This window comes from Mycobacterium helveticum (genome assembly GCF_007714205.1).
GTDB lineage: Bacteria > Actinomycetota > Actinomycetes > Mycobacteriales > Mycobacteriaceae > Mycobacterium > Mycobacterium helveticum.
Map to the genome: position 1 here is coordinate 32,152 of NZ_VMQU01000007.1, position 20,143 is coordinate 52,294.

The 20,143-nt window shown below is 70.6% G+C and carries 18 protein-coding genes; 11 read left to right on the plus strand and 7 right to left on the minus strand.

Annotated features, from left to right (window positions below; genetic code table 11):
• Window positions 1–3: 3 nt before the first annotated feature.
• Window positions 4–621 (minus strand): alpha-ketoglutarate-dependent dioxygenase AlkB, encoded by a 618-nt coding sequence (locus FPZ47_RS02940; protein ID WP_144945913.1) that lies wholly within the window; start codon window positions 619–621, stop codon window positions 4–6.
• A gap of 85 nt (window positions 622–706) precedes the next feature.
• On the opposite strand from FPZ47_RS02940, the gene arcA reads away from it, so the two are divergent.
• Complete coding sequence (arcA, locus tag FPZ47_RS02945; protein WP_144945910.1) at window positions 707–1,918, plus strand: arginine deiminase; 1,212 nt, start codon at window positions 707–709, stop codon at window positions 1,916–1,918.
• A 101-nt stretch (window positions 1,919–2,019) separates the two neighbouring features.
• Here the strand turns inward: arcA and FPZ47_RS02950 are convergent, their stop codons facing one another.
• Window positions 2,020–3,576 carry a dolichyl-phosphate-mannose--protein mannosyltransferase gene (locus FPZ47_RS02950; protein ID WP_144945907.1) on the minus strand — a complete coding sequence of 519 codons (1,557 nt, stop codon included), beginning with the start codon at window positions 3,574–3,576 and terminating at the stop codon, window positions 2,020–2,022.
• Window positions 3,577–3,601: 25 nt separating this feature from the next.
• Between FPZ47_RS02950 and rsmI the strand changes: the two genes are divergently transcribed.
• Window positions 3,602–4,438, plus strand: coding sequence for a 16S rRNA (cytidine(1402)-2'-O)-methyltransferase (gene rsmI, locus FPZ47_RS02955; RefSeq protein ID WP_144945904.1), 837 nt, complete (start codon window positions 3,602–3,604; stop codon window positions 4,436–4,438).
• Between the two features lie 7 nt (window positions 4,439–4,445).
• On the opposite strand, the gene FPZ47_RS02960 is transcribed toward rsmI, so the two are convergent.
• Both FPZ47_RS02960 and FPZ47_RS02965 read right to left on the minus strand, forming a co-directional pair.
• On the minus strand, window positions 4,446–5,534 hold the full coding sequence (locus FPZ47_RS02960) for a hypothetical protein (RefSeq protein ID WP_144945902.1): 1,089 nt from the start codon (window positions 5,532–5,534) through the stop codon (window positions 4,446–4,448).
• A gap of 122 nt (window positions 5,535–5,656) precedes the next feature.
• Entirely contained in the window at window positions 5,657–6,916 is a 1,260-nt protein-coding gene (locus FPZ47_RS02965) for an aminodeoxychorismate synthase component I (RefSeq protein ID WP_210419820.1), read from the minus strand.
• 277 nt (window positions 6,917–7,193) lie between these two features.
• On the opposite strand from FPZ47_RS02965, the gene FPZ47_RS30140 reads away from it, so the two are divergent.
• The 4 genes from FPZ47_RS30140 (at window position 7,194) to FPZ47_RS02980 (ending at window position 11,209) form a co-directional block, all read left to right on the plus strand.
• On the plus strand, window positions 7,194–7,316 hold the full coding sequence (locus FPZ47_RS30140; RefSeq protein ID WP_281291718.1) for a hypothetical protein: 123 nt from the start codon (window positions 7,194–7,196) through the stop codon (window positions 7,314–7,316).
• An 8-nt stretch (window positions 7,317–7,324) separates the two neighbouring features.
• Window positions 7,325–9,007 carry a hypothetical protein gene (locus FPZ47_RS02970; RefSeq protein ID WP_425461721.1) on the plus strand — a complete coding sequence of 561 codons (1,683 nt, stop codon included), beginning with the start codon at window positions 7,325–7,327 and terminating at the stop codon, window positions 9,005–9,007.
• A gap of 695 nt (window positions 9,008–9,702) precedes the next feature.
• Window positions 9,703–10,380 carry a TetR/AcrR family transcriptional regulator gene (locus FPZ47_RS02975; protein WP_144945896.1) on the plus strand — a complete coding sequence of 226 codons (678 nt, stop codon included), beginning with the start codon at window positions 9,703–9,705 and terminating at the stop codon, window positions 10,378–10,380.
• Between the two features lie 133 nt (window positions 10,381–10,513).
• A complete protein-coding gene (locus FPZ47_RS02980) occupies window positions 10,514–11,209 on the plus strand; it encodes a TetR/AcrR family transcriptional regulator (protein WP_144945893.1) in 696 nt (231 codons plus the stop codon).
• Between the two features lie 7 nt (window positions 11,210–11,216).
• On the opposite strand, the gene metG is transcribed toward FPZ47_RS02980, so the two are convergent.
• On the minus strand, window positions 11,217–12,773 hold the full coding sequence (metG, locus tag FPZ47_RS02985) for a methionine--tRNA ligase (RefSeq protein WP_144945890.1): 1,557 nt from the start codon (window positions 12,771–12,773) through the stop codon (window positions 11,217–11,219).
• A gap of 19 nt (window positions 12,774–12,792) precedes the next feature.
• On the opposite strand from metG, the gene FPZ47_RS02990 reads away from it, so the two are divergent.
• The 5 genes from FPZ47_RS02990 (at window position 12,793) to FPZ47_RS03010 (ending at window position 18,832) form a co-directional block, all read left to right on the plus strand.
• Window positions 12,793–13,668 (plus strand): TatD family hydrolase, encoded by an 876-nt coding sequence (locus FPZ47_RS02990; RefSeq protein WP_144945887.1) that lies wholly within the window; start codon window positions 12,793–12,795, stop codon window positions 13,666–13,668.
• Between the two features lie 164 nt (window positions 13,669–13,832).
• Window positions 13,833–14,960 (plus strand): resuscitation-promoting factor, encoded by a 1,128-nt coding sequence (locus tag FPZ47_RS02995; RefSeq protein ID WP_210419821.1) that lies wholly within the window; start codon window positions 13,833–13,835, stop codon window positions 14,958–14,960.
• On the plus strand, window positions 14,933–15,886 hold the full coding sequence (gene rsmA / locus FPZ47_RS03000) for a 16S rRNA (adenine(1518)-N(6)/adenine(1519)-N(6))-dimethyltransferase RsmA (protein WP_144946020.1): 954 nt from the start codon (window positions 14,933–14,935) through the stop codon (window positions 15,884–15,886). Before FPZ47_RS02995 ends, rsmA begins: the two co-directional genes overlap by 28 nt.
• A gap of 83 nt (window positions 15,887–15,969) precedes the next feature.
• Window positions 15,970–16,920: a 4-(cytidine 5'-diphospho)-2-C-methyl-D-erythritol kinase gene (locus FPZ47_RS03005; RefSeq protein ID WP_210419822.1), complete on the plus strand. Its 951-nt coding sequence runs from the start codon at window positions 15,970–15,972 to the stop codon at window positions 16,918–16,920.
• 277 nt (window positions 16,921–17,197) lie between these two features.
• A complete protein-coding gene (locus FPZ47_RS03010) occupies window positions 17,198–18,832 on the plus strand; it encodes a fatty acyl-AMP ligase (protein WP_144945881.1) in 1,635 nt (544 codons plus the stop codon).
• A 73-nt stretch (window positions 18,833–18,905) separates the two neighbouring features.
• Here the strand turns inward: FPZ47_RS03010 and pth are convergent, their stop codons facing one another.
• Together pth and FPZ47_RS03020 are read right to left on the minus strand one after the other, a co-directional pair.
• Window positions 18,906–19,481, minus strand: a complete 576-nt coding sequence (pth, locus tag FPZ47_RS03015; protein ID WP_144945877.1) for an aminoacyl-tRNA hydrolase — start codon at window positions 19,479–19,481, stop codon at window positions 18,906–18,908.
• A gap of 12 nt (window positions 19,482–19,493) precedes the next feature.
• A complete protein-coding gene (locus tag FPZ47_RS03020; protein ID WP_144945874.1) occupies window positions 19,494–20,132 on the minus strand; it encodes a 50S ribosomal protein L25/general stress protein Ctc in 639 nt (212 codons plus the stop codon).
• Window positions 20,133–20,143 lie beyond the last annotated feature (11 nt).

A 20,143-nucleotide genomic window follows, 5' to 3' on the forward strand; every position in this document is an offset into this window, starting at 1 on the left:
CGGTCAGCGGACGTCGCGCGGCCGGAACTGGATGCTGACCCGCGGACCCGCGGGCGCCGACGTCTTGGGCACCGCGTGTTCCCAGGTGCGCTGGCATGTTCCGCCCATCACCAGCAGGTCGCCGTGCGCCTGCGGCAGCCGCAACGACGGGCCCCGTGGACCTGAGCCCCGGCGGCGCAACGCGAAGGTGCGGGTGGCGCCGAGGCTGACGATCGCCACCATGGTGTCCTCGGCGCTGCTGCGGCCGATGGTGTCGCCGTGCCAGGCCACGCTGTCGGAGCCGTCGCGGTAGTAGCACAGCCCCACCGTCGTGAACGGCTCACCGAGCTCGCCGGCGTAGATATCGTTGAGCCGCCGCCGCAGCCGCCCCAGCAGGGGATGCGGGGGATCCTCGAGGGTCAGGTCGTGAAAGCTCACCAGCCGCGGCACGTCGACCACCCGGTCGTACATCTGGCGGCGTTCGGCCCGCCACGGCACGGTGGCCAGCAGGGTGTCGAACAGGCCTGCCTCGTCGGGCGAGTCACCCGCGAGCCAGCCCGCGCGGATTTCGATGAACGCGCCGTCGCCGAGGTGGCGGCGCTCGGTGTGCTCGAAAAGCGAGCCCTGGACCGCGATCCCCACGGCGCCCAGTTTATCGCACGCACGTTCGAACCGGTGGCGGCGCGGCGAACGTGTGGTCCGAGCGCGGCGCCGCTACGGTTGGTCTGTGGGCGTTGTCGAGTTGGGCACCGATTCCGAGGTGGGCACTTTACGGGTGGCCATCCTGCACCGCCCGGGTGCCGAGCTGGGCAGGCTCAGCCCGCGCAACGTCGACCAGCTGCTGTTCGACGGGCTGCCGTGGGTGGCGCGAGCGCAGGAGGAGCACGACCAGTTCGCCGAGTTGCTGCGGAGCCGCGGCGTGGAGGTCCTGCTGATGTCGGACCTGCTGACCGAGGCGCTCAACCACAGCGGGGCCGCCCGGATGCAGGGCGTGGCCGCCGCGGTCGACGCGCGCAGGCTGGGAGTTCCTTTGGCGCAAGAACTTTCGGCCCACCTGCGCAGCCTCGCACCGGGCACGCTGGCGCACGTGCTGATGTCCGGCATGACGTTCAGCGAGTTGCCGCCGGACACGCGCACCGATGTGTCGCTGGTGCTTCGCATGCACCGGGGGTCTGACTTCGTCATCGACCCGCTGCCGAACCTGGTGTTCACCCGTGACTCGTCGATTTGGATAGGGCCGCGGGTGGTGATCCCGACGCTGGCGCTGCAGGCGCGAATGCGCGAGGCGTCCTTGACCGACCTCATCTACGCGCATCACCCGCGTTTCACCGGGGTGAGGCGGGCCTACGAGTCGCGCACCGCGCCCGTCGAGGGCGGTGACGTCTTGTTGCTCGCCCCCGGTGTGCTCGCGGTCGGGGTCGGGGAACGCACCTCACCGGCCGGCGCGGAAGCTTTGGCGCGCAGCCTTTTCGACGACGACCTGGCGACCACCGTGCTGGCCGTGCCGATCGTGCAGCGGCGCGCCCAGATGCACCTGGACACGGTGTGCACGATGGTCGACACCGACACCGTGGTGATGTACGCCAACATCGTCGACGCGCTGTCGGCGTTCACCATCCAGCGCACGCTCGACGGCGTGACCATCAGCGACGAGGCGCCGTTCCTGGAGGCCGCGGCCAAGGCGATGGGCATCGACAAGCTGCGGGTCATCGACACCGGCCTGGATCCGGTCGTCGCCGAACGCGAACAGTGGGACGACGGCAACAACACGCTGGCGCTGGCGCCCGGCGTCGTCGTCGCCTACGAGCGCAACGTCCAGACCAACACCCGGCTGCAGGAAGCCGGCATCGAGGTGCTGACCATCGCGGGGTCCGAACTGGGCACCGGCCGCGGCGGCCCCCGCTGCATGTCCTGTCCCGTCGCCCGCGATCCCGTCTAGGGATTCCTGCGCCGAGATTGCCGCCACGGTCGTGCCCGAGGGCCCGATCGCAGCCCGCACGGCACTCTCGGCGCAGACGGCGGTCTCGCCGCCCCGCGAACTCAGCGCCAGCTGGGCAGCCAGATCTCCATGTTCCACGTCTGTTGGGAGATGGGCAGCCCGGTGAGCACCGGGAAGAGCCAGGCGAAATTGGTCGCCACCACGGCCACGTAGCAACTCACCAGGATCAGCCCGAGGGTGCGACGTTCCCGGCCCTGCTTCGGGGCATGGAGAATGTCCCCGCAGATCAATGCGATCGCCAACACCAAAAAGGGCGCCATCGTCGCCGCATAGAAGAAGTACATCTGCCGGTCGATGTCGGCAAACCACGGCAGCCACCCCGCGCAGTAGCCGACCCAGACCACGGCATAACGCCAGTCCCGGCGCACGACCATGCGCCACGTCGCGTAGACCAGCACCGGCACCGCCAGCCACCACATGGCGGGCGTGCCGACCAGCATCTCGGCCTTGACGCACGACTGCGCGCCGCAGCCGGGCACGTTCTGCTGGTCGATGGCGTACAGCACGGGCCGCAACGACATCGGCCAGCTCCACGGCTTGGACTCCCACGGGTGGTGGTTGCCGGCGGCGTTCGTCAGGCCGGCATGGAACTGGAATGCCTTGGCGGTGTAGTACCACAGCGAACGCACGGCGTCGGGAAGCGGCACCATCGAGTGGGGCCCGACCGCCTGGCCCACCTCGTGCCGGTCGATCGCGGTTTCCGAGGCGAACCAGGGCGCGTAGCCGGCCAGGTAGACGGCGAACGGGATCAGGCCCAGCGCGTAGCCGGTGGGCGCCGCGTCGCGGCGCAACGCGCCGAGCCAGGGCCGTCGGACCTGGTACAAACGCCGCGCGGCCACGTCGAACGCCAACGACATCGCCCCGAAGAACACGACGAAGTACAGACCGGACCACTTCGTCCCGCACGCCAACCCGAGCAGCACCCCGGCGCCGAAGCGCCACCAGCGCACGCCGAGCCGCGGACCCCACTCGGTTTCGGTGGTGCGGCCCTCCAGCAGCGCGACATGCATCCGTTGGCGCACCTGGTCGCGGTCGACGATGAGCGCGCCGAAAGCCGCCACCACGAAAAAGGTGAGGATCCCGTCGAGCAGCGCGGTCCGGGCGGCAACGAAGCTGACGCCGTCGCAGATGAGCAGCACCCCCGCGATGCCGCCGACCAGCGTCGAGCGGTTGATCCGCCGCGCGATGCGCGTCACCAGCGCGACCAGGGCCACCCCGAGCACCGCGCCGCTGAATCGCCAGCCCACGCCGTCGTAGCCGAAAATGGCCTCGCCCAGCGCGATCACCTGCTTGCCGACGGGGGGATGGACGACCAGGCCGAAGCCGGGGTTGTCCTCCACCCAGTGGTTGTGCAGCACCTGCCAGGCCTGGGGCGCGTAGTGCTTCTCGTCGAAGACGGGCGTGCCGGCGTCGGTCGGCGAGCCCAGGTTCAGGAAGCGACTCACCGTCGCCAGCAGCGTGACGACGCCCGTCGTGACCCAGCCGCGGACGTGGTCGGTCGGTCCGAAATCCGCGACCGGGATCAGGCATCCCGGGCTGACGACGGGTACGACACGCTCCCGAGCGGCCAGGGAGGTTTCGCGGGGCGGGGCGGTCATCGGTGTCGATCGTAGGCTGTGGGTCATGACCCACGGCCGGCTGTTGCTCGGCGCGACCCCGCTGGGGCAGCCCTCGGATGCGTCGCCGCGGCTGATCGACGCCCTGGCCCGCGCCGACGTGGTGGCCGCCGAGGACACCCGCCGGGTACGGATATTGGCGAAGGCCCTCGGCGTCGGCATCGCCGGCCGGGTGGTCAGCCTTTTCGACCAGGTCGAGGCCACCCGGGTGCCGGCCCTGGTCGACGAGGTCAAATCCGGCGCGACCGTGCTGGTGGTCAGCGACGCGGGCATGCCGGTGATCAGCGATCCGGGGTACCGGCTGGTCGGTGCGTGCGTCGACGCGGGCCTGCCGGTGACGTGCCTGCCGGGCCCGTCGGCGGTGACCACCGCGCTGGCGGTCTCCGGTCTGCCGTCGGACAGGTTCTGCTTCGAGGGATTCGCGCCGCGCAAGGGCTCGGCGCGCCGGACCTGGCTCGCGTCGCTGGCCGACGAGCGGCGCACGTGCGTGTTCTTCGAGTCGCCGCGCCGACTGGCCGCGTGTTTGCGCGACGCGGCCGACGAACTCGGCGGTGCCCGACGGGCGGCGGTGTGCCGGGAGCTGACGAAGGTGCACGAGGAGGTGGTGCGCGGAACGCTCGAGGAGTTGGCGGCGTGGGCGTCCGACGGCGTGCTCGGCGAGGTCACCGTCGTGTTGGCCGGGGCGGCGCCGCGCGCGGACCTGCCGGCGCTGGTGGCCCGGGTGGAGGAACTCGCCGCGGACGGCGTCCGCGTCAAGGATGCCTGCAGCGAGGTGGCGGAGGCGCACCCGGGGGTGCGCTCACGCCAGCTTTACGACGCGGTGCTGCGATCCCGGAACGGCTGAGCCGGTGTCAGGGCGTGCACGCCCCGATGGGTCCGATCGACGGTGTGCAGAACCGCGGATGCGGGATGTCGGGCAGTCCCGGTAGCGCCGGAGCCGCCGGGAGGCCCACCGCCGGCAGCGCGGGCAGCGCGGCAGCCGCGGGCAGCCCGACCTGGGGCAGCGAGGGCAGCGCCGGCAGCGCGGGAGCGGCCGGCAGGCCGGCCGCCGGGAGCGCGGCCGCCGGCAGCGCGGCTGCGGCGGGCAGACCGACTGCGGGCAGCGCGGGTGCGGCGGGCAGACCGACTGCGGGCAGCGCGGGTGCGGCGGGCAGACCGACTGCGGGCAGGCCCACCGCCGGAAGCACCGCCGCCGCGCCCGGGATTGCCGCCACCGCGGGGACCGCGGCCGCCGCGGTCGTCAGGCTGGTCGTGCCGGTGCCCGGCACCCCGAAACCGGTCAGCGAGGGCAGACTCACCCCGGGGACCGAGGGGAGGCTCACGCCAAGGTTGCTCGGCAGGAGGCCGGCGTTCTTCAGGAACACGACTGCGATCACGGCGGCCTCGACGGTGCCCACCAGGCCGGTGCCGATGCCGACGAGGCTGCCGCCGACGCCGACGACGCCCTGGATAACCGACAAGCCCACGGCCGCGCTGTTGGGGACGGCGGCCGCGCCGCCGAGCCCGGCCAGGCCGGGCAGCATGGGGGCCAGGGCGTTCGGGTCGGGAATGCCGCCCAACTCCGCGTCGGGGACACCGCCGAGCCCCCCGACGGGCATGCCGGCCCCGCCGGCGACCGGTGCACTGCCGCCACCACCGACCAGCCCGCCCGCGCCGCCGGCGGGCACCTCACTGGCGGCCGACGGCACGCCGGGTTCGGGCGCGGGCTGCGGCGCGATCACGTTGCCCGCCTCGGAGAAAGACGGGGCTTCGGGGCGCTGCGGGAGTGGCTTCGGCGCCTCGGGCATGAGGACCGCAGCCAACTTCTCGCATCCGGCGCCCCCCGCGCCGTCGCATGTCTCCCCCGCCGGCAAGGGCGCGCTCACCGTGGTCAGTGGCGTGACCGCCAGCGTCCCGCCCACGAACGCGGCGACGGCAGCACCAAGGACAGCGATTCTCATGACGGTCCCCTCCAGAGCAGTCGACTCGCGCTGGGCACGGGTCGATGGATCGAGCTTAGGCGCTCGCGGCCACCGGCGCGCAGGTTACCCGGATTTTCACCGCCGGTGCCCCGGTCGTTCAGCTACCATCCGACCGGCGCCGCGGCCGGGATGCGCGGCGACCCGACGATCGGAGCCGCCTTGTAGAGGCACTCCTGCCACTCCGCGTCGGCATCGGAGTCGGCGGTGATCCCGCCGCCGACGCCCAGCACGGCGCCGCCCACCGCGTCGAACTCGACGGTGCGGATCGCGACGTTGAGCTCGCACCCGGCGATCGGGGAGGCCAAACCGACCGTGCCGCAATATATTCCGCGTCGCTTCTGTTCCCATCGGGAGATCAGCTGGCGCGCGCGGTGCTTCGGGGTTCCCGTCACCGAGGCCGGCGGGAAGGCGGCGTCGAGCAACGCCGAGGTGGCCAACCCGGCGGGAACCCGGGCCGCGACCGTGGACACCAGGTGCCACACGCCCGGCGCCCGCCGCACCACCAGCAACTCGGGCACGGTGACGGTCCCGACGACCGCGACCCGGCCCAGGTCGTTGCGGACCAGGTCCACGATCATGATGTTCTCGGCCACCTCCTTGGCCGAGGCGCGCAGCGCCGACGGCCAGGCGTCCAGCGGCAGGGTGCCCTTGATCGGGCTGGACGTCACGACCGAGTCCCGTCGGCGCAGGAACAGCTCCGGGGACAGCGACGCCACCGCGCCCCACGGTCCGGCCAGATAGGCGGCGCGGGCGGGGGCGGTGCGCGCGACGGCCTCGACGAAGAAGTCCAGTGGGTGCCCGGCGACCGTCCCGGCGAACTGGGTGCACACGCACGCCTGGTAGACCTCACCGGCGCGGATCGCGTCCAGGCAGGCCATCACCCCGCCGCGGTGCGCTTCCCGGTCGGCCACGTCCCAGTCGATGCGGCACTCACGGGCCGGAACCGGTGTCGCCGCCAGCGCGGCGGCCAGCCAGTCCGGCATCGGCGCACCCGAGAGGCTCTCGTACCACCACTGCCCGTCCGAGTCGTTGCGCAGCACGCAGTCCGTCCAGCCGCCGGCGGCCTCGGGGATCCGGTTCGCCCGACCGTCGGCACCGGCGTCCGGGTACGACAGGTACCCGATCCAGCCGCCGCCCACTGCTTGCGAAACCTCCGGCGGGAGGTCCTCCTGGCGGACGGCGAACGCGTCGGCGCCGTCCACCGGTTGGACCGACAAACTCGGCGCGATCACCGCCCGAGCGCCGAACCAGTCACCGGTCAGCGCGGCCGGCGGCGGCAGGCCGAGCCGGCCGGTGGTGTCGCCGATCGCGCGCAGCACCCCTGGTGCGGCGCCGAGGTCGTCGAGCCGGTCGATGCGCACCGCCCCAGCTTGACAGAGGGGCGGCTTCGCGCGTGGTGGGCGTCCGGCGCAGATGCGGGTAGACGGGGCGGGCGTGTCGGTCGGCGCCGTCGGGCCGAGGGCAACGTCGAGGCAGAAATATCCCCCCGAGCTGCGCGGGTTGCGCGTGTTAGGCTGCGCTACGCCCATCCGCGACCGGCCCCTGGGCCGACGTACCCCGCCAGACAGATAATGAGTTGGGCGCGCCCGGTGCGTTTGCGTATCGGGTCCCCGACTTTGCAGACGACCACCGACCTGATTGCGCCCGGCACCCGGCCGGGACAGGTGCTTCGTATCGGAGGAGCCCGTGCCGCGCATCCTGGATTTCGTCGTGACCCCGGTTGCCGCCGACCGCGAGGCGCTGTCGATGGGCGCGATCTAGTCCCGGTGTTGAGCTCCGGATTGGTGTTGAGGAACGGCGCGCTGGCCGTTGTCGCCGGCACGGCGCTGGCTCTGGCCGGATGTGGTGGTCACCCCGACCCCGGGCCGCTGTCGGCCATGGTCAGCCCCGCCATGCCGCCCAGTGTGCAGGAGATCCCGAATCCGCTGCGGGGGCAGTACGAAGATCTGTTGAACCCTCTTTTCCCCCAAGCCAATCCCGCGCAGCAGCGGTATCCGGCATGGCCCGCGTCCTACGACGCCAGTCTGCGCGTCTCCTGGCGGCAGCTGCAGCCCACCGATCCGCGGACGCTGCCGCCGGACACTCCCGACGACCGCAAGTACGATTTCAGCGCGATCGACGACGCGCTGACCAAGCTGGCGAACCGCAACATGCGGTTGACTCTGGGCGTGTACGCGTTCAGCTCCTGTTGCGGGAACTCCTATCCCGACAGCACCAACATCGCGATCCCGGACTGGATGCGCCCCGCGGCCACCGCCTACCCCGGACGGCCGAACGGCTCGGCGCCCGGGGTGACGCAGGTGGTGCCGAACTGGAACGACCCCGGCTACCTGGACGCGTTCGGGCAGCTGCTCGCCGCGCTCGGCCGCCGTTACGACGCCGACGAGCGGCTCGCCGTGTTCGAGTTCTCCGGATACGGCGACTTCGGGGAGAACCAGATCGACTATCCGCGCGACGCGCTGGGTGCGCCGGGCCCGGCCCCCGACGAGAGCGCGGTCGCCCTGGGCTATTACAGCCAGTCCCGCGATCAGACCATCACCGCCACCTCCATCCGCCGGCTGGTCGAGGCGAACGTGGCCGCGTTCCCGCACACACAACTGGTGGTCGCCCCGCAGAACCCCGAGATCGTGCGCGAACTGCTCGCCGACGACGTCACCAAGAAGCTGTCCGGGCCGGTGGGCATCCACCCGGACTGCCTGGGAGTCCAGTCGCCCCTGCCGTCGTGGGCGGAGTCCGGCGACTCCCACTACGTCCAGTCCGGCGACGCGGTCGTCACGGCGATCAAGCAGCGGTTGCTCTCCGCACCCGTGATCACGCAATGGTGCAAGCTGCCCGGCGGAACCGGCCCGCGGTCCTACTACGAAAAGGGCCTGCACGACGTGGTCAGATATCACGTGTCGATGACGTCCAGCATCGACTTCCCCGACCGGGACTCCACGACGGAGATGGACTTTGGCCTGTATCTGTTGTGGGCACAAGCCAATTCGGCCGCCGGCTACCGTTATTCGGTCGAGGCGCAGCCGGGATCGCAATCCGTGCGCGGCAGCGTGGCCAGCATCTCGGTGGTCTGGACGAACTACGGCTCGGCGGCCATGACCGAGCACTGGGTCCCCGGCTACCGGCTGGTGGACTTCACCGGAGCGGTGGTGCGCAGCCTGCCGGCGACGGTCGACCTCAAGACGCTGGTCCACGACGACTCCAGCCAATCGCGCGAGGAGGCGGTGCCCGCGTCGTCGAGCGAGTCCGTTCACGTCGACCTGACGGGCCTGGCGCCCGGGCACTACACGCTTCGCGCCTCCGTGGACTGGCAGCAGCACAAACCCGGCGCGTCGCACGTGGTGAACTACGCGCCGATGGCGCTGGCCCGGGACGGCCGGGACGGGTCGGGAATGTATCCGATTGCCACCCTGGACGTCCCGCGCGACGCCACGACGCCGGCCCACAACAGGTGAGCGCCCCCGCCGGCTCGTTCAACGAGTGCGGGCCGAAGTGACTCACGACCGCCGTCTCGCCGGCGAATGCTTCGGCATAGCGGGTCCGGCATTGCACACCGCGGTCGTCGGCGGCGTGCGTCCGGGCCGGCGGCCTGCGCACCGGTGGGCGAAGCGCTGCCGAGCATCAGCACGTCGGCAAGTTGCCGGAGAACCGCCCGTCTTCATGAAGTGGGCGGATGTGGACCGGTGGCCGCCGTTCGCCGCCGGGCCCGGGGTTTCCAGCTTGGCGACCGGCCCTGCCCGCGGATGATGGCCGCTCAGGAAGGACATGGCTTCTCCTCGCTGCTGGAGCCCGGCCCGCGCGGATGCGGGTGGGGCACCGGCGCCGCCCGAAGCTATCGGACGCATGGCCGTTTTCTATACATACAAAGGGTATCTTATAGAGCTAAAAACCTACTAATGGTTATCTTCGAAGGGAACTTTGGTTATTGTTGTCAACACACCGTGGGTGAGAGCACACTGCCAACCTCAGAAGCGGCCTGAAGGCGTCCGCATACGCCGGTGAGCGCTCGCGACGAGTGCGGGCCGTTCGAGGAGGGCATCGTGTACGTAAAGGCTGTTGGCGCCCACCCCCTCCGACGTCGTCCCGAAACTCAGCGTTTGCGCAGTGGTCGCCTCGCCGGCGTCGCGGCGTCGTGTCACATTCCGGCGCCATGACCGACAACTCGTCACACGGGCGCGCGGATACGACTCGGCAACAGCTTCTGCGAGCCGCCTCGCATCAGTTCGCTCAGCGCGCCTACCACGACGTCGGCCTGGACGACATCCTGACCGAGGCCGAACTGACCAAGGGTGCGATGTATTTCCACTTCCGCTCCAAACTGGCGTTGGCAGTCGCCCTCGTCGAGGACCAGATCTCCGCGGGGACCGTTGCCGTGGGAGACCTGCTTTCCCGCAACCTTTCGGGACTGGAGACGCTGATCGACTTCTCCTACCGGCTGGCCGTCCAGGACATCCAGGTAGACAGGGTCAGGGCGGGGCTGAACCTGCTCGAGTCGGTCGGGCGGTACGAGGGGCTGCAGGAGCGACTGTTCGACGGCTGGGTTCAAGCCCTCTCGGTGGTCGTCCAGAAGGCGATCGCCGACGGTGACGTCGACAAGCGCTGCGGCTCAAGGGATGTGGGTCGGCTCATTGTGGCGCTGCACATGGGGCTGCGGCAGACGAGCAACCTCGACGAACCCGAGCGGTTCCTGCTCGACTTGGAGAAGAGTTGGTCGCTCGTGCTCACCGGAGTCCTGCAGCCCGATCGGGCCGAATACTTCAGCCAATTCGTCAGGCGGCGTACGGCGCTCGCCATCCAGACCCGCCCGGGCAACGTGGAGTCGGATTGAACGACACGGCAAGTCCATGCGATCGAGGCCTTTGCAACGGCAAGTTGCTAGGATTGGCTCCTTTACAACAGGAGACGAGACGCCGAGATCCGGAATCTTTGCAGATCCGCGGAACTTCGGAGGTGTGGGAGCGATGGCGCGTCAAGTTCGATCCGAAGTCACCCGGCGGAAGATCCTCGATGCAGCGATTGACGTGTTCGGTGACGTGGGGTACGCGGCGGCCGCCTGGGGCACGATCATCGAGCGGACGGGGATGACCAAGGGGGCCTTGTACCACCATTTCGATTCCAAGGAATCGCTGGCGTCCGCGATCATCGAAGAGGGATCGGACACACTGTTGGGCGCCTTCCGCAACGTGTGCGGGGCGTCTTCGCCGGCGCTGGAGAACATGATCCACGGCACCTTCACGATCGCGAACCTGGTGCGGGCGGACAAGGTGGCCCGTGCCGCCGAGCAATTGACCTGCGCCCTGAGCGGATTCAACGACACGGCCGCGCGGTTCTGCGCGGGTCTGATGGAACTGATGGCCGCGGAGGCGCAACGGGCAACCGCCGAGGGAGACCTCCGGTCGGACCTCGACCCGGAAATGCTCGGAGAGTCGATCGTCGGTGCCATGCTCGGAACGCGCTTGCTCTCCAACCTGGTTCGCGCCGACGGCGTCGACGAGGACCTCATCGGACGCACCGGCCGGATGTGGGAGCTGCTGCTCGTCGGCGTCGTCGACGAGAGCGCGCTCGCGTACTTCCGCCAATTCCTCGCCCGTGAGGCGCTGCGTCACGCCCGGCCGGATGACTCCGCCGCCGACGTCATGGTGGCCGAAGCGACCTAGGGGCAACCTACGTGGGTTCGGCGACCGGCTGGTAGCGGGGGAACACCCCCGTCGGCGACGGCAGCGCCGTGCCGGGGACCAGCCGCGTGCCGATGGCGGCGAACGCCCGCTGGTCTTGCGCCTGCCCGAGCAGGTCCAGGAGCATGCCTGCCGATTCGGGCATGACGGGCTGCACCAGCAACGCCGCGATGCGGACCGCCTCACACGTCGTGTACAGGACGGCGCGAAAGCGGGCCTGGTCCGCCTCGGATTCGCTCTTGCGCAGCACCCACGGCTGCTGGGCCGAGAAGTACCTGTTGGCTTCGCCGAGCATCAGCCAGATCGCCTCCAGGGCCGAATGCATCGCCTGGGAGTCGAAACCGGCGCGCACCCGCTCCAGCAGGCCGTCGGCCGTCGTCAGCAACTCGGTGTCGGCTGCAGTCGGCTCACCGGGTTCGGGGACCACGCCGCCCAGATTCTTGGCCACCATCGACAGCGAGCGTTGGGCCAGGTTGCCCAGCTCGTTGGCCAGGTCGGTGTTGATCCGCGTGACGATGGCCTCTTCGGTGTAGTTGCCGTCCTGGCCGAAGGGGACCTCACGCAACAGGAAGTAGCGGACCTGGTCCACTCCGAACGTGTCCGCCAGCGCCACCGGGTCGACGACGTTGCCCACCGACTTGCTCATCTTCTCCCCCCGATGATGCAGGAATCCGTGCGCGAAAACCCTTCGGGGAAGCTCGATTCCGGCCGACATCAGGAACGCCGGCCAGTAGACGGCGTGAAACCGGATGATGTCCTTGCCGATCATGTGCAGATCCGCGGGCCAGTAACGGCGGTACAGCTCCGACTCGGTGTCGGGAAAGCCCGCGCCGGTCAGGTAGTTGGTGAGCGCGTCGACCCAGACGTACATGACGTGATCCGGGTCGTCGGGCACCGGCACCCCCCAGTCGAAGGAGGTGCGGGAGATCGAGATGTCCGCCAGGCCGCTCGACACGAAGCTGACCACCTCGTTGCGCCGCACCTCGGGTGCGATGAAGCCGGGGTTGGCGTCGTAGTGGGCCAGCAGCCGCTCGGCGTACGCCGACAGCCGGAAGAAGTAGGACTGCTCCTCGGTCCAGGTCACCGCGGCGCCGGTCTCGGTCGCCACGCGGGTCCCGTCCTCGAGCAGCTGCGTCTCGGCCTCGAAGAAGAAGCGTTCGTCGCGCACCGAGTACCACCCCGAGTAGTTGTCGAGGTAGATGTCGCCGGCCGCCGACATGCGCCGCCAGATCTCCTGGGAGGCCCGGTAGTGGTCGGGGTCGGTGGTGCGGATGAACCGGTCGAAGGAGATGTTCAGCGCCTCCTGGACGCGCTGGAACACGTCCGAGTTGCGCCGGGCGAGCTGGGCGGTGGGAATGCCCGCGGCCGCGGCGGCCTGCGCGACCTTCAGGCCGTGCTCGTCGGTTCCGGTCAGGAAGCGCACGTCGAAGCCGTCGAGCCGCTTGAACCGGGCGATCGCGTCCGTGGCGACGTACTCGTACGCGTGACCGACGTGCGGCACCGCGTTCGGATACGCGATGGCAGTCGTGACGTAGTAGGGCCTCATCGAGAGTCCACCCTATTGTGTGGCCGTGAGCTCTGACCGACCAGCCAAACGAGAAGCGCCGCCCGCCCCGGCGCCGTTGGCGCCCCTGATCGACGCCCACACCCACCTCGACGCGTGCGGGGCCCGCGACGCCGGGCAGGTGACGGCGATCGTCGACCGCGCCGCGGCGGTCGGTGTCGTCGCGGTGGTCACCGTCGCCGACGACCTGGAGTCGGCGCGCTGGGTGACCCGGGCCGCCGACTGGGACCCGCGCGTCTACGCCGCGGTCGCGTTGCACCCGACCCGCGCGGGTGCGCTCACCGATGCCGCCCGCGCGGAAATCGAGGAATTGGTGGCCCACCCCCGGGTGGTGGCCGTCGGCGAGACCGGCATGGACCTGTACTGGCCCGGGCGCCTGGACGGCTGTGCGGAACCCGCCGCGCAGCGCGAGGCGTTCGCCTGGCACATCGACCTGGCCAAGCGGTGCGGCAAGCCGCTGATGATCCACAACCGGGACGCGGACGCCGAGGTGCTCGACGTGCTGGCCACCGAGGGCGCCCCCGACGCCGTGATCTTCCACTGCTTCTCGTCGGATGCCGCGATGGCCCGCCGGTGCGCGGACGCCGGCTGGCTGCTCAGCCTGTCCGGGACGGTCAGCTTCCGCAACGCCCGCGCGCTGCGCGAGGCCGTCGCCCTGATCCCGCCCGGGCAGCTGCTGGTGGAGACCGATGCGCCGTTCCTGACGCCGCACCCCTACCGGGGGTCGCCCAACGAGCCGTACTGCCTTCCCTATACTGTCCGGGCGATCGCTGAGTTGGTGCATCGTCCGGCCGAGGAGTTGGCGCAACTGACCACGAGCAACGCTCGTCGGGTCTACGGGCTGGAGCCCGTTGCGGGTTCCCGTTTCGGAAATTGACGAAACGGACACGCGTCCCGGGAGTTGCTCAATATTGGCCGGTTCGTTACCGTCTTGTGATCGTACGGGTGGGCCTCCGGGCCCGTTTGTCAGCCCATTTGTCATGGTGAGGTTTCAGGTGAATTAGGTCGTGAAGTGCTTACTGAGGTCGGGGTAGACGCGCGTTGAGTGTTTTGACAAAACTTCATCAAAATGAATCGCCGATGTTGCGGCTGGTGGTCGCAGGGCTGCTGTTGGTCGTGGCGGTGGCCGGCGGGATCGCGGTTTCCGCGTGCAAGACCGTGACGCTGAACGTCGACGGAATCGCGATGCGGGTGACGACCATGAAGTCGCGCGTGCGCGACATCGTCCTGGAGAACGGCTTCACGGTCGCCGAGCGCGACGACCTGTATCCCGCCGGGGACGTTCAGGTCCACGACGCCGCCGACATCGTGTTGCGCCGCAGCCGCCCCTTGCAGATCTCGCTGGACGGCCGCGACGCCAAACAGGTCTGGACGACGGCTTCCACCGTCGACGAGGCGCTGGCCCAGCTCGCGATGACCGACACCGCGCCGGCTGCGGCCTCGCGCGGCAGCCGGGTTCCGCTGGCCGGGATGGCGTTGCCGGTCGTCAGCGCCAAGACGGTCCAGATCAACGACGGCGGCACGACGCGCACGGTGCACCTGCCGGCCGCCAACGTCGCCGGGCTGTTGCGCGCCGCCGGGACCCCGCTGGCCGACAGCGACCAGGTGGTGCCGCCCGCGACCGCGCCGATCGTCGACGGCATGCAGGTCGAGGTGACCCGCAACCGGATCGAACGGGTCACCGAGCGGATCCCGCTGCTGCCGCCCGCACGTCGCGTCGAGGACCCGGACATGAACATGAGCCGTGAGGTGGTCGAGGACCCGGGCAGCCCGGGCACGCAGGACGTGACGTTCGCGGTGGCCACGGTCAACGGTGTCGAGACGGGCCGGCTGCCCGTCGCCAACACCGTGATAACGCCGGCGCGGGAGGCCGTGGTGCGGGTGGGCACCAGGCCCGGCACCGAGGTGCCGCCGGTCAGCCACGGATCCGTCTGGGACGCGATCGCGGGCTGCGAGGCCGGCGGCAACTGGGCGATCAACAGCGGCAACGGGTATTACGGGGGCGTGCAGTTCGACCAGGGCACCTGGGAACGCAGCGGCGGACTGCGGTTCGCCCCCCGCGCCGACCTCGCCACCCGGGAAGAGCAGATCGCCGTCGCCGAGGTGACGCGGCAGCGTCAGGGCTGGGGCGCTTGGCCGGTATGCAGCGGCCGGGCGGGTGCGCGCTGACCATTCGGCTGCTCGGGCGCACCGAGATCAGACGGCTGGCCAGAGAACTCGAGTTTCGGCCCCGGAAGTCCCTAGGCCAGAACTTCGTTCACGACGCCAACACGGTGCGGCGGGTGGTCGCGGCCTCCGGAGTCGGCCGGTCCGACCATGTCCTGGAGATCGGCCCGGGCCTCGGGTCGCTCACGCTGGCCCTGCTCGACCGCGGCGCCACCGTCACGGCCGTGGAGATCGACCCCGTGCTGGCCGCCCGGCTGCCCCAGACGGTGACCGAGCACTCGCACAGCGAGATTCACCGGCTCACTGTGGTCAACCGCGACGTCCTGACCCTCGACCGGGCCCAGCTGCCCGCCGAGCCCACCGCGGTGGTGGCCAATCTGCCCTACAACGTCGCGGTTCCCGCGTTGCTGCATCTGCTCGCCGAATTCCCGTCCATTCAGGTCCTGACGGTGATGGTGCAGGCCGAGGTGGCCGAACGGCTGGCCGCCGAACCGGGCGGCAAGGACTACGGCGTGCCCAGCGTCAAGGTTCGTTTCTTCGGTCGGGTACGCCGCTGCGGCACGGTGTCGCCGACCGTGTTCTGGCCGATTCCCCGCGTCTACTCCGGACTGATCCGCATCGATCGGTACCCCGACCCGCCGTGGCCGACCGACGCGGCGTTGCGGCAGCGGGTCTTCGAGCTGGTGGACATCGCCTTCGCCCAGCGGCGCAAGACGTCCCGCAATGCGTTCGCCGTGTGGGCGGGCTCGGGCAACGAGTCGGCGAACCGCCTGCTGGCCGCGAGCATCGATCCCGCGCGCCGCGGGGAGACGTTGTCCGTCGAGGATTTCGTGCGACTGTTGCAGCGCTCCGGCGGCTCCGGCGGCACCCCGGGCGGCGGTCCGCGGGCCGCGGTGCCGCAGGTTCCCGGGCCGGCCCCCGCCGGCTGAACCGCGATGTCGCCGGGCGGCGCCGCCGCGTGTGGTTGGGCGGTGGCAGCGATAGTCTGCTGCGGTGGGTGACGTGACCGACGATGTCTGACGGCAACACCGCGGCGCAGTGGGTGCCGACCGGTTCGGTCACCGTGCGGGTGCCCGGCAAGGTCAACCCGTACCTGGCCGTCGGCGATCGCCGTGCGGACGGCTATCACGAGCTGACGACGGTGTTCCAGGCGGTCTCGCTGGTCGACGAGGTGACGGTCCGCAACGCCGACGTGCTGTCGCTCGAGCTCGTCGGCGAGGGCGCCGACACGCTGCCCGCCGACGAGCGCAACCTCGCCTGGCGGGCCGCCGAGCTGATGGCCGAACACGTGGGCCGGGCCCCGGACGTCTCGATCCTGATCGACAAGACCATTCCGGTGGCCGGGGGCATGGCCGGCGGCAGCGCGGACGCGGCGGCGGTGCTGGTCGCCATGAACTCGCTGTGGGAGTTGGGCGTGCCCCGCCGCGACCTGCGCATGCTGGCCGCCCAGCTGGGCAGTGACGTGCCGTTCGCGCTGCACGGCGGCACCGCGCTGGGCACGGGCCGCGGCGAGGAGTTGGCCACCGTGCTGTCCCGGAACACCTTCCATTGGGTGCTGGGGTTCGCCGACGGCGGGCTGTCGACTCCGGCGGTGTTCGCCGAGCTCGACCGGCTCAGGGACGTCGGGGACCCGCCCCGGCTGGCCGAGCCCGGCCCGGTGCTGGCCGCGCTGGCCGCGGGCGATCCCGCCGGGCTGGCGCCGCTGCTGGGCAACGAGATGCAGGCGGCCGCGGTGAGTCTGCAGCCGGCCCTGCGGCGTGCCCTGCGCGCCGGCGTGGAGGCCGGCGCCCTGGCGGGCATCGTGTCCGGCTCCGGCCCGACGTGCGCGTTCCTGTGTGCCTCGGCGGGCTCGGCGGTGGACGTCGGCGCCCAGCTGGCGGGGGCGGGCGTCTGCCGCACCGTGCGCGTCGCCAGCGGCCCGGTGCCCGGCGCGCGCGTGGTGCCGGCGCCCACCGAGGTGTGAAATCAAACCGAAATACCGCAAGAGTTTGGAGGTTACTTAAGAGGAGTTTAAGATGATTCGCGGTGACGAACAGCGGTAAGCAGAACCCCTCCACCCGGTCGCCCGCCCGACGCTTCGGCGGGCGGGCTGCGATCGCACGTGGGATCCTCGACCGGTCACCGATTCGAGACCGATCCGCTTTCCAACTGTGCTCGCGCGCCTGTTACCACGTGGCGTCCGGCGGGCGGAACATGAAATTCCGGGCCGTGGGTCCGGCGCCGGAACCGAGGAGGCTTCTGTGAGCAGGTTTACCGAGAAGATGTACCGGAACGCCCGCACCGCCACGACGGGCATGGTCACCGGCGAGCCCTACGAACCCGTCCGGCACACCTGGGGTGAGGTCCACGAGCGGGCGCGTCGCATCGCGGGCGGCCTGGCCGCGGCCGGCATCGGCCTCGGCGACGCGGTCGGTGTGCTCGCCGGCTTCCCCGTGGAAATCGCCCCCACGGCGCAGGGCCTGTGGATGCGCGGGGCCAGCATGACCATGCTGCACCAGCCCACGCCGCGCACCGACCTGGCCGTGTGGGCCCAGGACACGATGACCGTCATCGGCATGATCGAGGCCAAGGCCGTCATCGTCTCCGAGCCCTTCCTGGTGGCCATCCCGGTGCTCGAGGAGAGAGGTGTCCAGGTCCTCACCGTCGCCGACCTGCTGGCGTCGGACCCCGCCGACCCCGTCGACGTCGGCGAGGACGACCTGGCGCTGATGCAGCTGACGTCCGGTTCGACCGGGTCGCCCAAGGCCGTGCAGATCACCCACCGCAACATCTACTCCAACGCCGAGGCGATGTTCATCGGCGCCCAGTACGACGTCGACAAGGACGTCATGGTCAGCTGGCTGCCCTGCTTCCACGACATGGGCATGGTCGGCTTCCTGACGATCCCGATGTACTTCGGCGCGGAACTGGTCAAGGTCACGCCGATGGACTTCCTGCGCGACACGCTGCTGTGGGCCAAGCTCATCGACAAGTACCAGGGCACCATGACCGCGGCGCCCAACTTCGCCTACGCCCTGCTCGCGAAGCGGTTGCGCCGCAACGCCAGGCCCGGCGACTTCGACCTGTCGACCCTGCGTTTTGCGCTGTCCGGTGCCGAGCCGGTCGAGCCGGCCGACGTCGAGGACCTGCTGGACGCGGGCCGGCCGTTCGGCCTGAGGTCCTCGGCGATCCTGCCGGCTTACGGCATGGCCGAGACGACTCTGGCCGTGTCGTTCTCGGAGTGCAACGCCGGCCTGGTCGTCGACGAGGTCGACGCCGACCTGCTGGCCGCGCTGCGCCGGGCCGTGCCCGCCAGCAAGGGCAACACCCGCCGGCTGGCCACGCTCGGCCCCCTGCTGAAGGACCTCGAGGCCCGCATCGTCGACGACGACGGCAACGTGCTGCCCCCGCGCGGCGTCGGTGTCATCGAGCTGCGTGGTGCGTCGCTGACGCCCGGCTACCTGACCATGGGCGGGTTCATCCCGGCCCAGGACGAACAAGGCTGGTACGACACCGGCGACCTCGGCTATCTCACCGACGAGGGCCACGTCGTGGTGTGCGGCCGCGTCAAGGACGTCATCATCATGGCGGGCCGCAACATTTACCCCACCGACATCGAGCGCGCTGCCTGCCGCGTCGACGGGGTGCGGCCCGGCTGCGCCGTCGCGGTGCGCCTGGACGCCGGCCACTCCCGCGAGACGTTCGCCGTCGCCGTCGAGTCCAACGCGTGGCAGGACCCGGCCGAGGTGCGCCGCATCGAGCACCAGGTCGCCCACGAGGTGGTGGCCGAGGTCGACGTCCGGCCGCGCAACGTCGTGGTGCTGGGGCCGGGCACCATCCCGAAGACCCCGTCGGGCAAGCTGCGCCGGTCCACGTCGGTCACGCTGGTCACCTAGTCCGGCCGAGCAGACACAAAATCACCGCGCGATCGGCGTGTCGCGGTGCTTTTGCGTCTGCTCGCCCGGGGAATTACCAGGCGTGGACCTGGTTTTGGGCCGCCTCCAGTCCCAGCTCGACGAGCAGCTCGGTCGCGTCGGCGGCCTGCTCGCAGATCGTGGGGACCTCGGCGCGTTCGGCGCTGGTGAAGCTTTCCAGCACGAACGCCGCGGGATCTTTGCGCCCGGGTGGCCGGCCGATCCCGACGCGCACGCGCTGAAACTCCTTGCTCCCCAGCGCGGCCGCCACCGAGCGCAGCCCGTTGTGGCCGCCCTCGCCGCCGCCGATCTTGAGCCGGATGCGGCCGAAGTCCAGGTCGAGGTCGTCGTGGATGACGACGACGTCGGCCGGGGCCACCGAGTAGAACTTCGCCAACGGCCCGACCTGGCGGCCGGACTCGTTCATGTAACAGCGCGGCTTGGCCAGCAACACCGAATGCCCGCCCAGCCGGCCGCTGACCACTTCCGCGCCGGAACGCTTGTGCGCCTTGAACTTCGAGCCCAGTCGCGCGGCCAGCAGGTCGGCAACCAGGAACCCGACGTTGTGCCGGGTGCGCGCGTAGTTGTCTCCGGGGTTGCCCAGGCCGACCACGAGTAGCGGTTCGGCCACGTCCCGGGCCGCCTACTCGCCGGCCTCTTCGGGGACCTCGGCCGCGGCCACCTCGGGCTCGGGGACCTCGCCGCCGCCTTCGCCCTCCAGCTCCTCGGCGGTCGGCGCGTTCACCACGTTGGCCACCAGCAACTCGGGGTCGGAGATCAGGTTGACGCCGGCCGGCAGCGGGATCTGCCCGGCGGTGATCTGGGTACCGGGCTCGGCGTCCTCGACGGACACGGTCAGCTGCTCGGGGATCGACGACACGTCGGCCTCGACCTCGACGCTGTTGGCTTCGTGCCGGACCAGCGTGCCGGGCGCGGCATTGCCCTCGACCTCGACGTTGACCTCGACGACGACTTTCTCGCCGCGACGCACGACCACCAGGTCCGCGTGCTGAATGGTGCGGCGGATGGGGTGGACGTCGAGCGCCTTGGTCAGCGCCAGCTGCTCTTTGCCCTCGATGTCGAGGGTGAGGACGGCGTTGGTGCCCGCGTGGCGCAGCACGGCCGCGTAGTCGTGCCCGGGCAGCTCCAAGTGCTGCGGGTCGGTGCCGTGACCGTAGAGAACGGCCGGGATCCTGCCTTGCCGGCGGGCTCGGCGGGACGCGCCCTTACCTGTCTCGGTCCGCTGCGTGACCGCCAGTTTGTTGGCCGGTGCCTTCGCCATGATGATCGCTC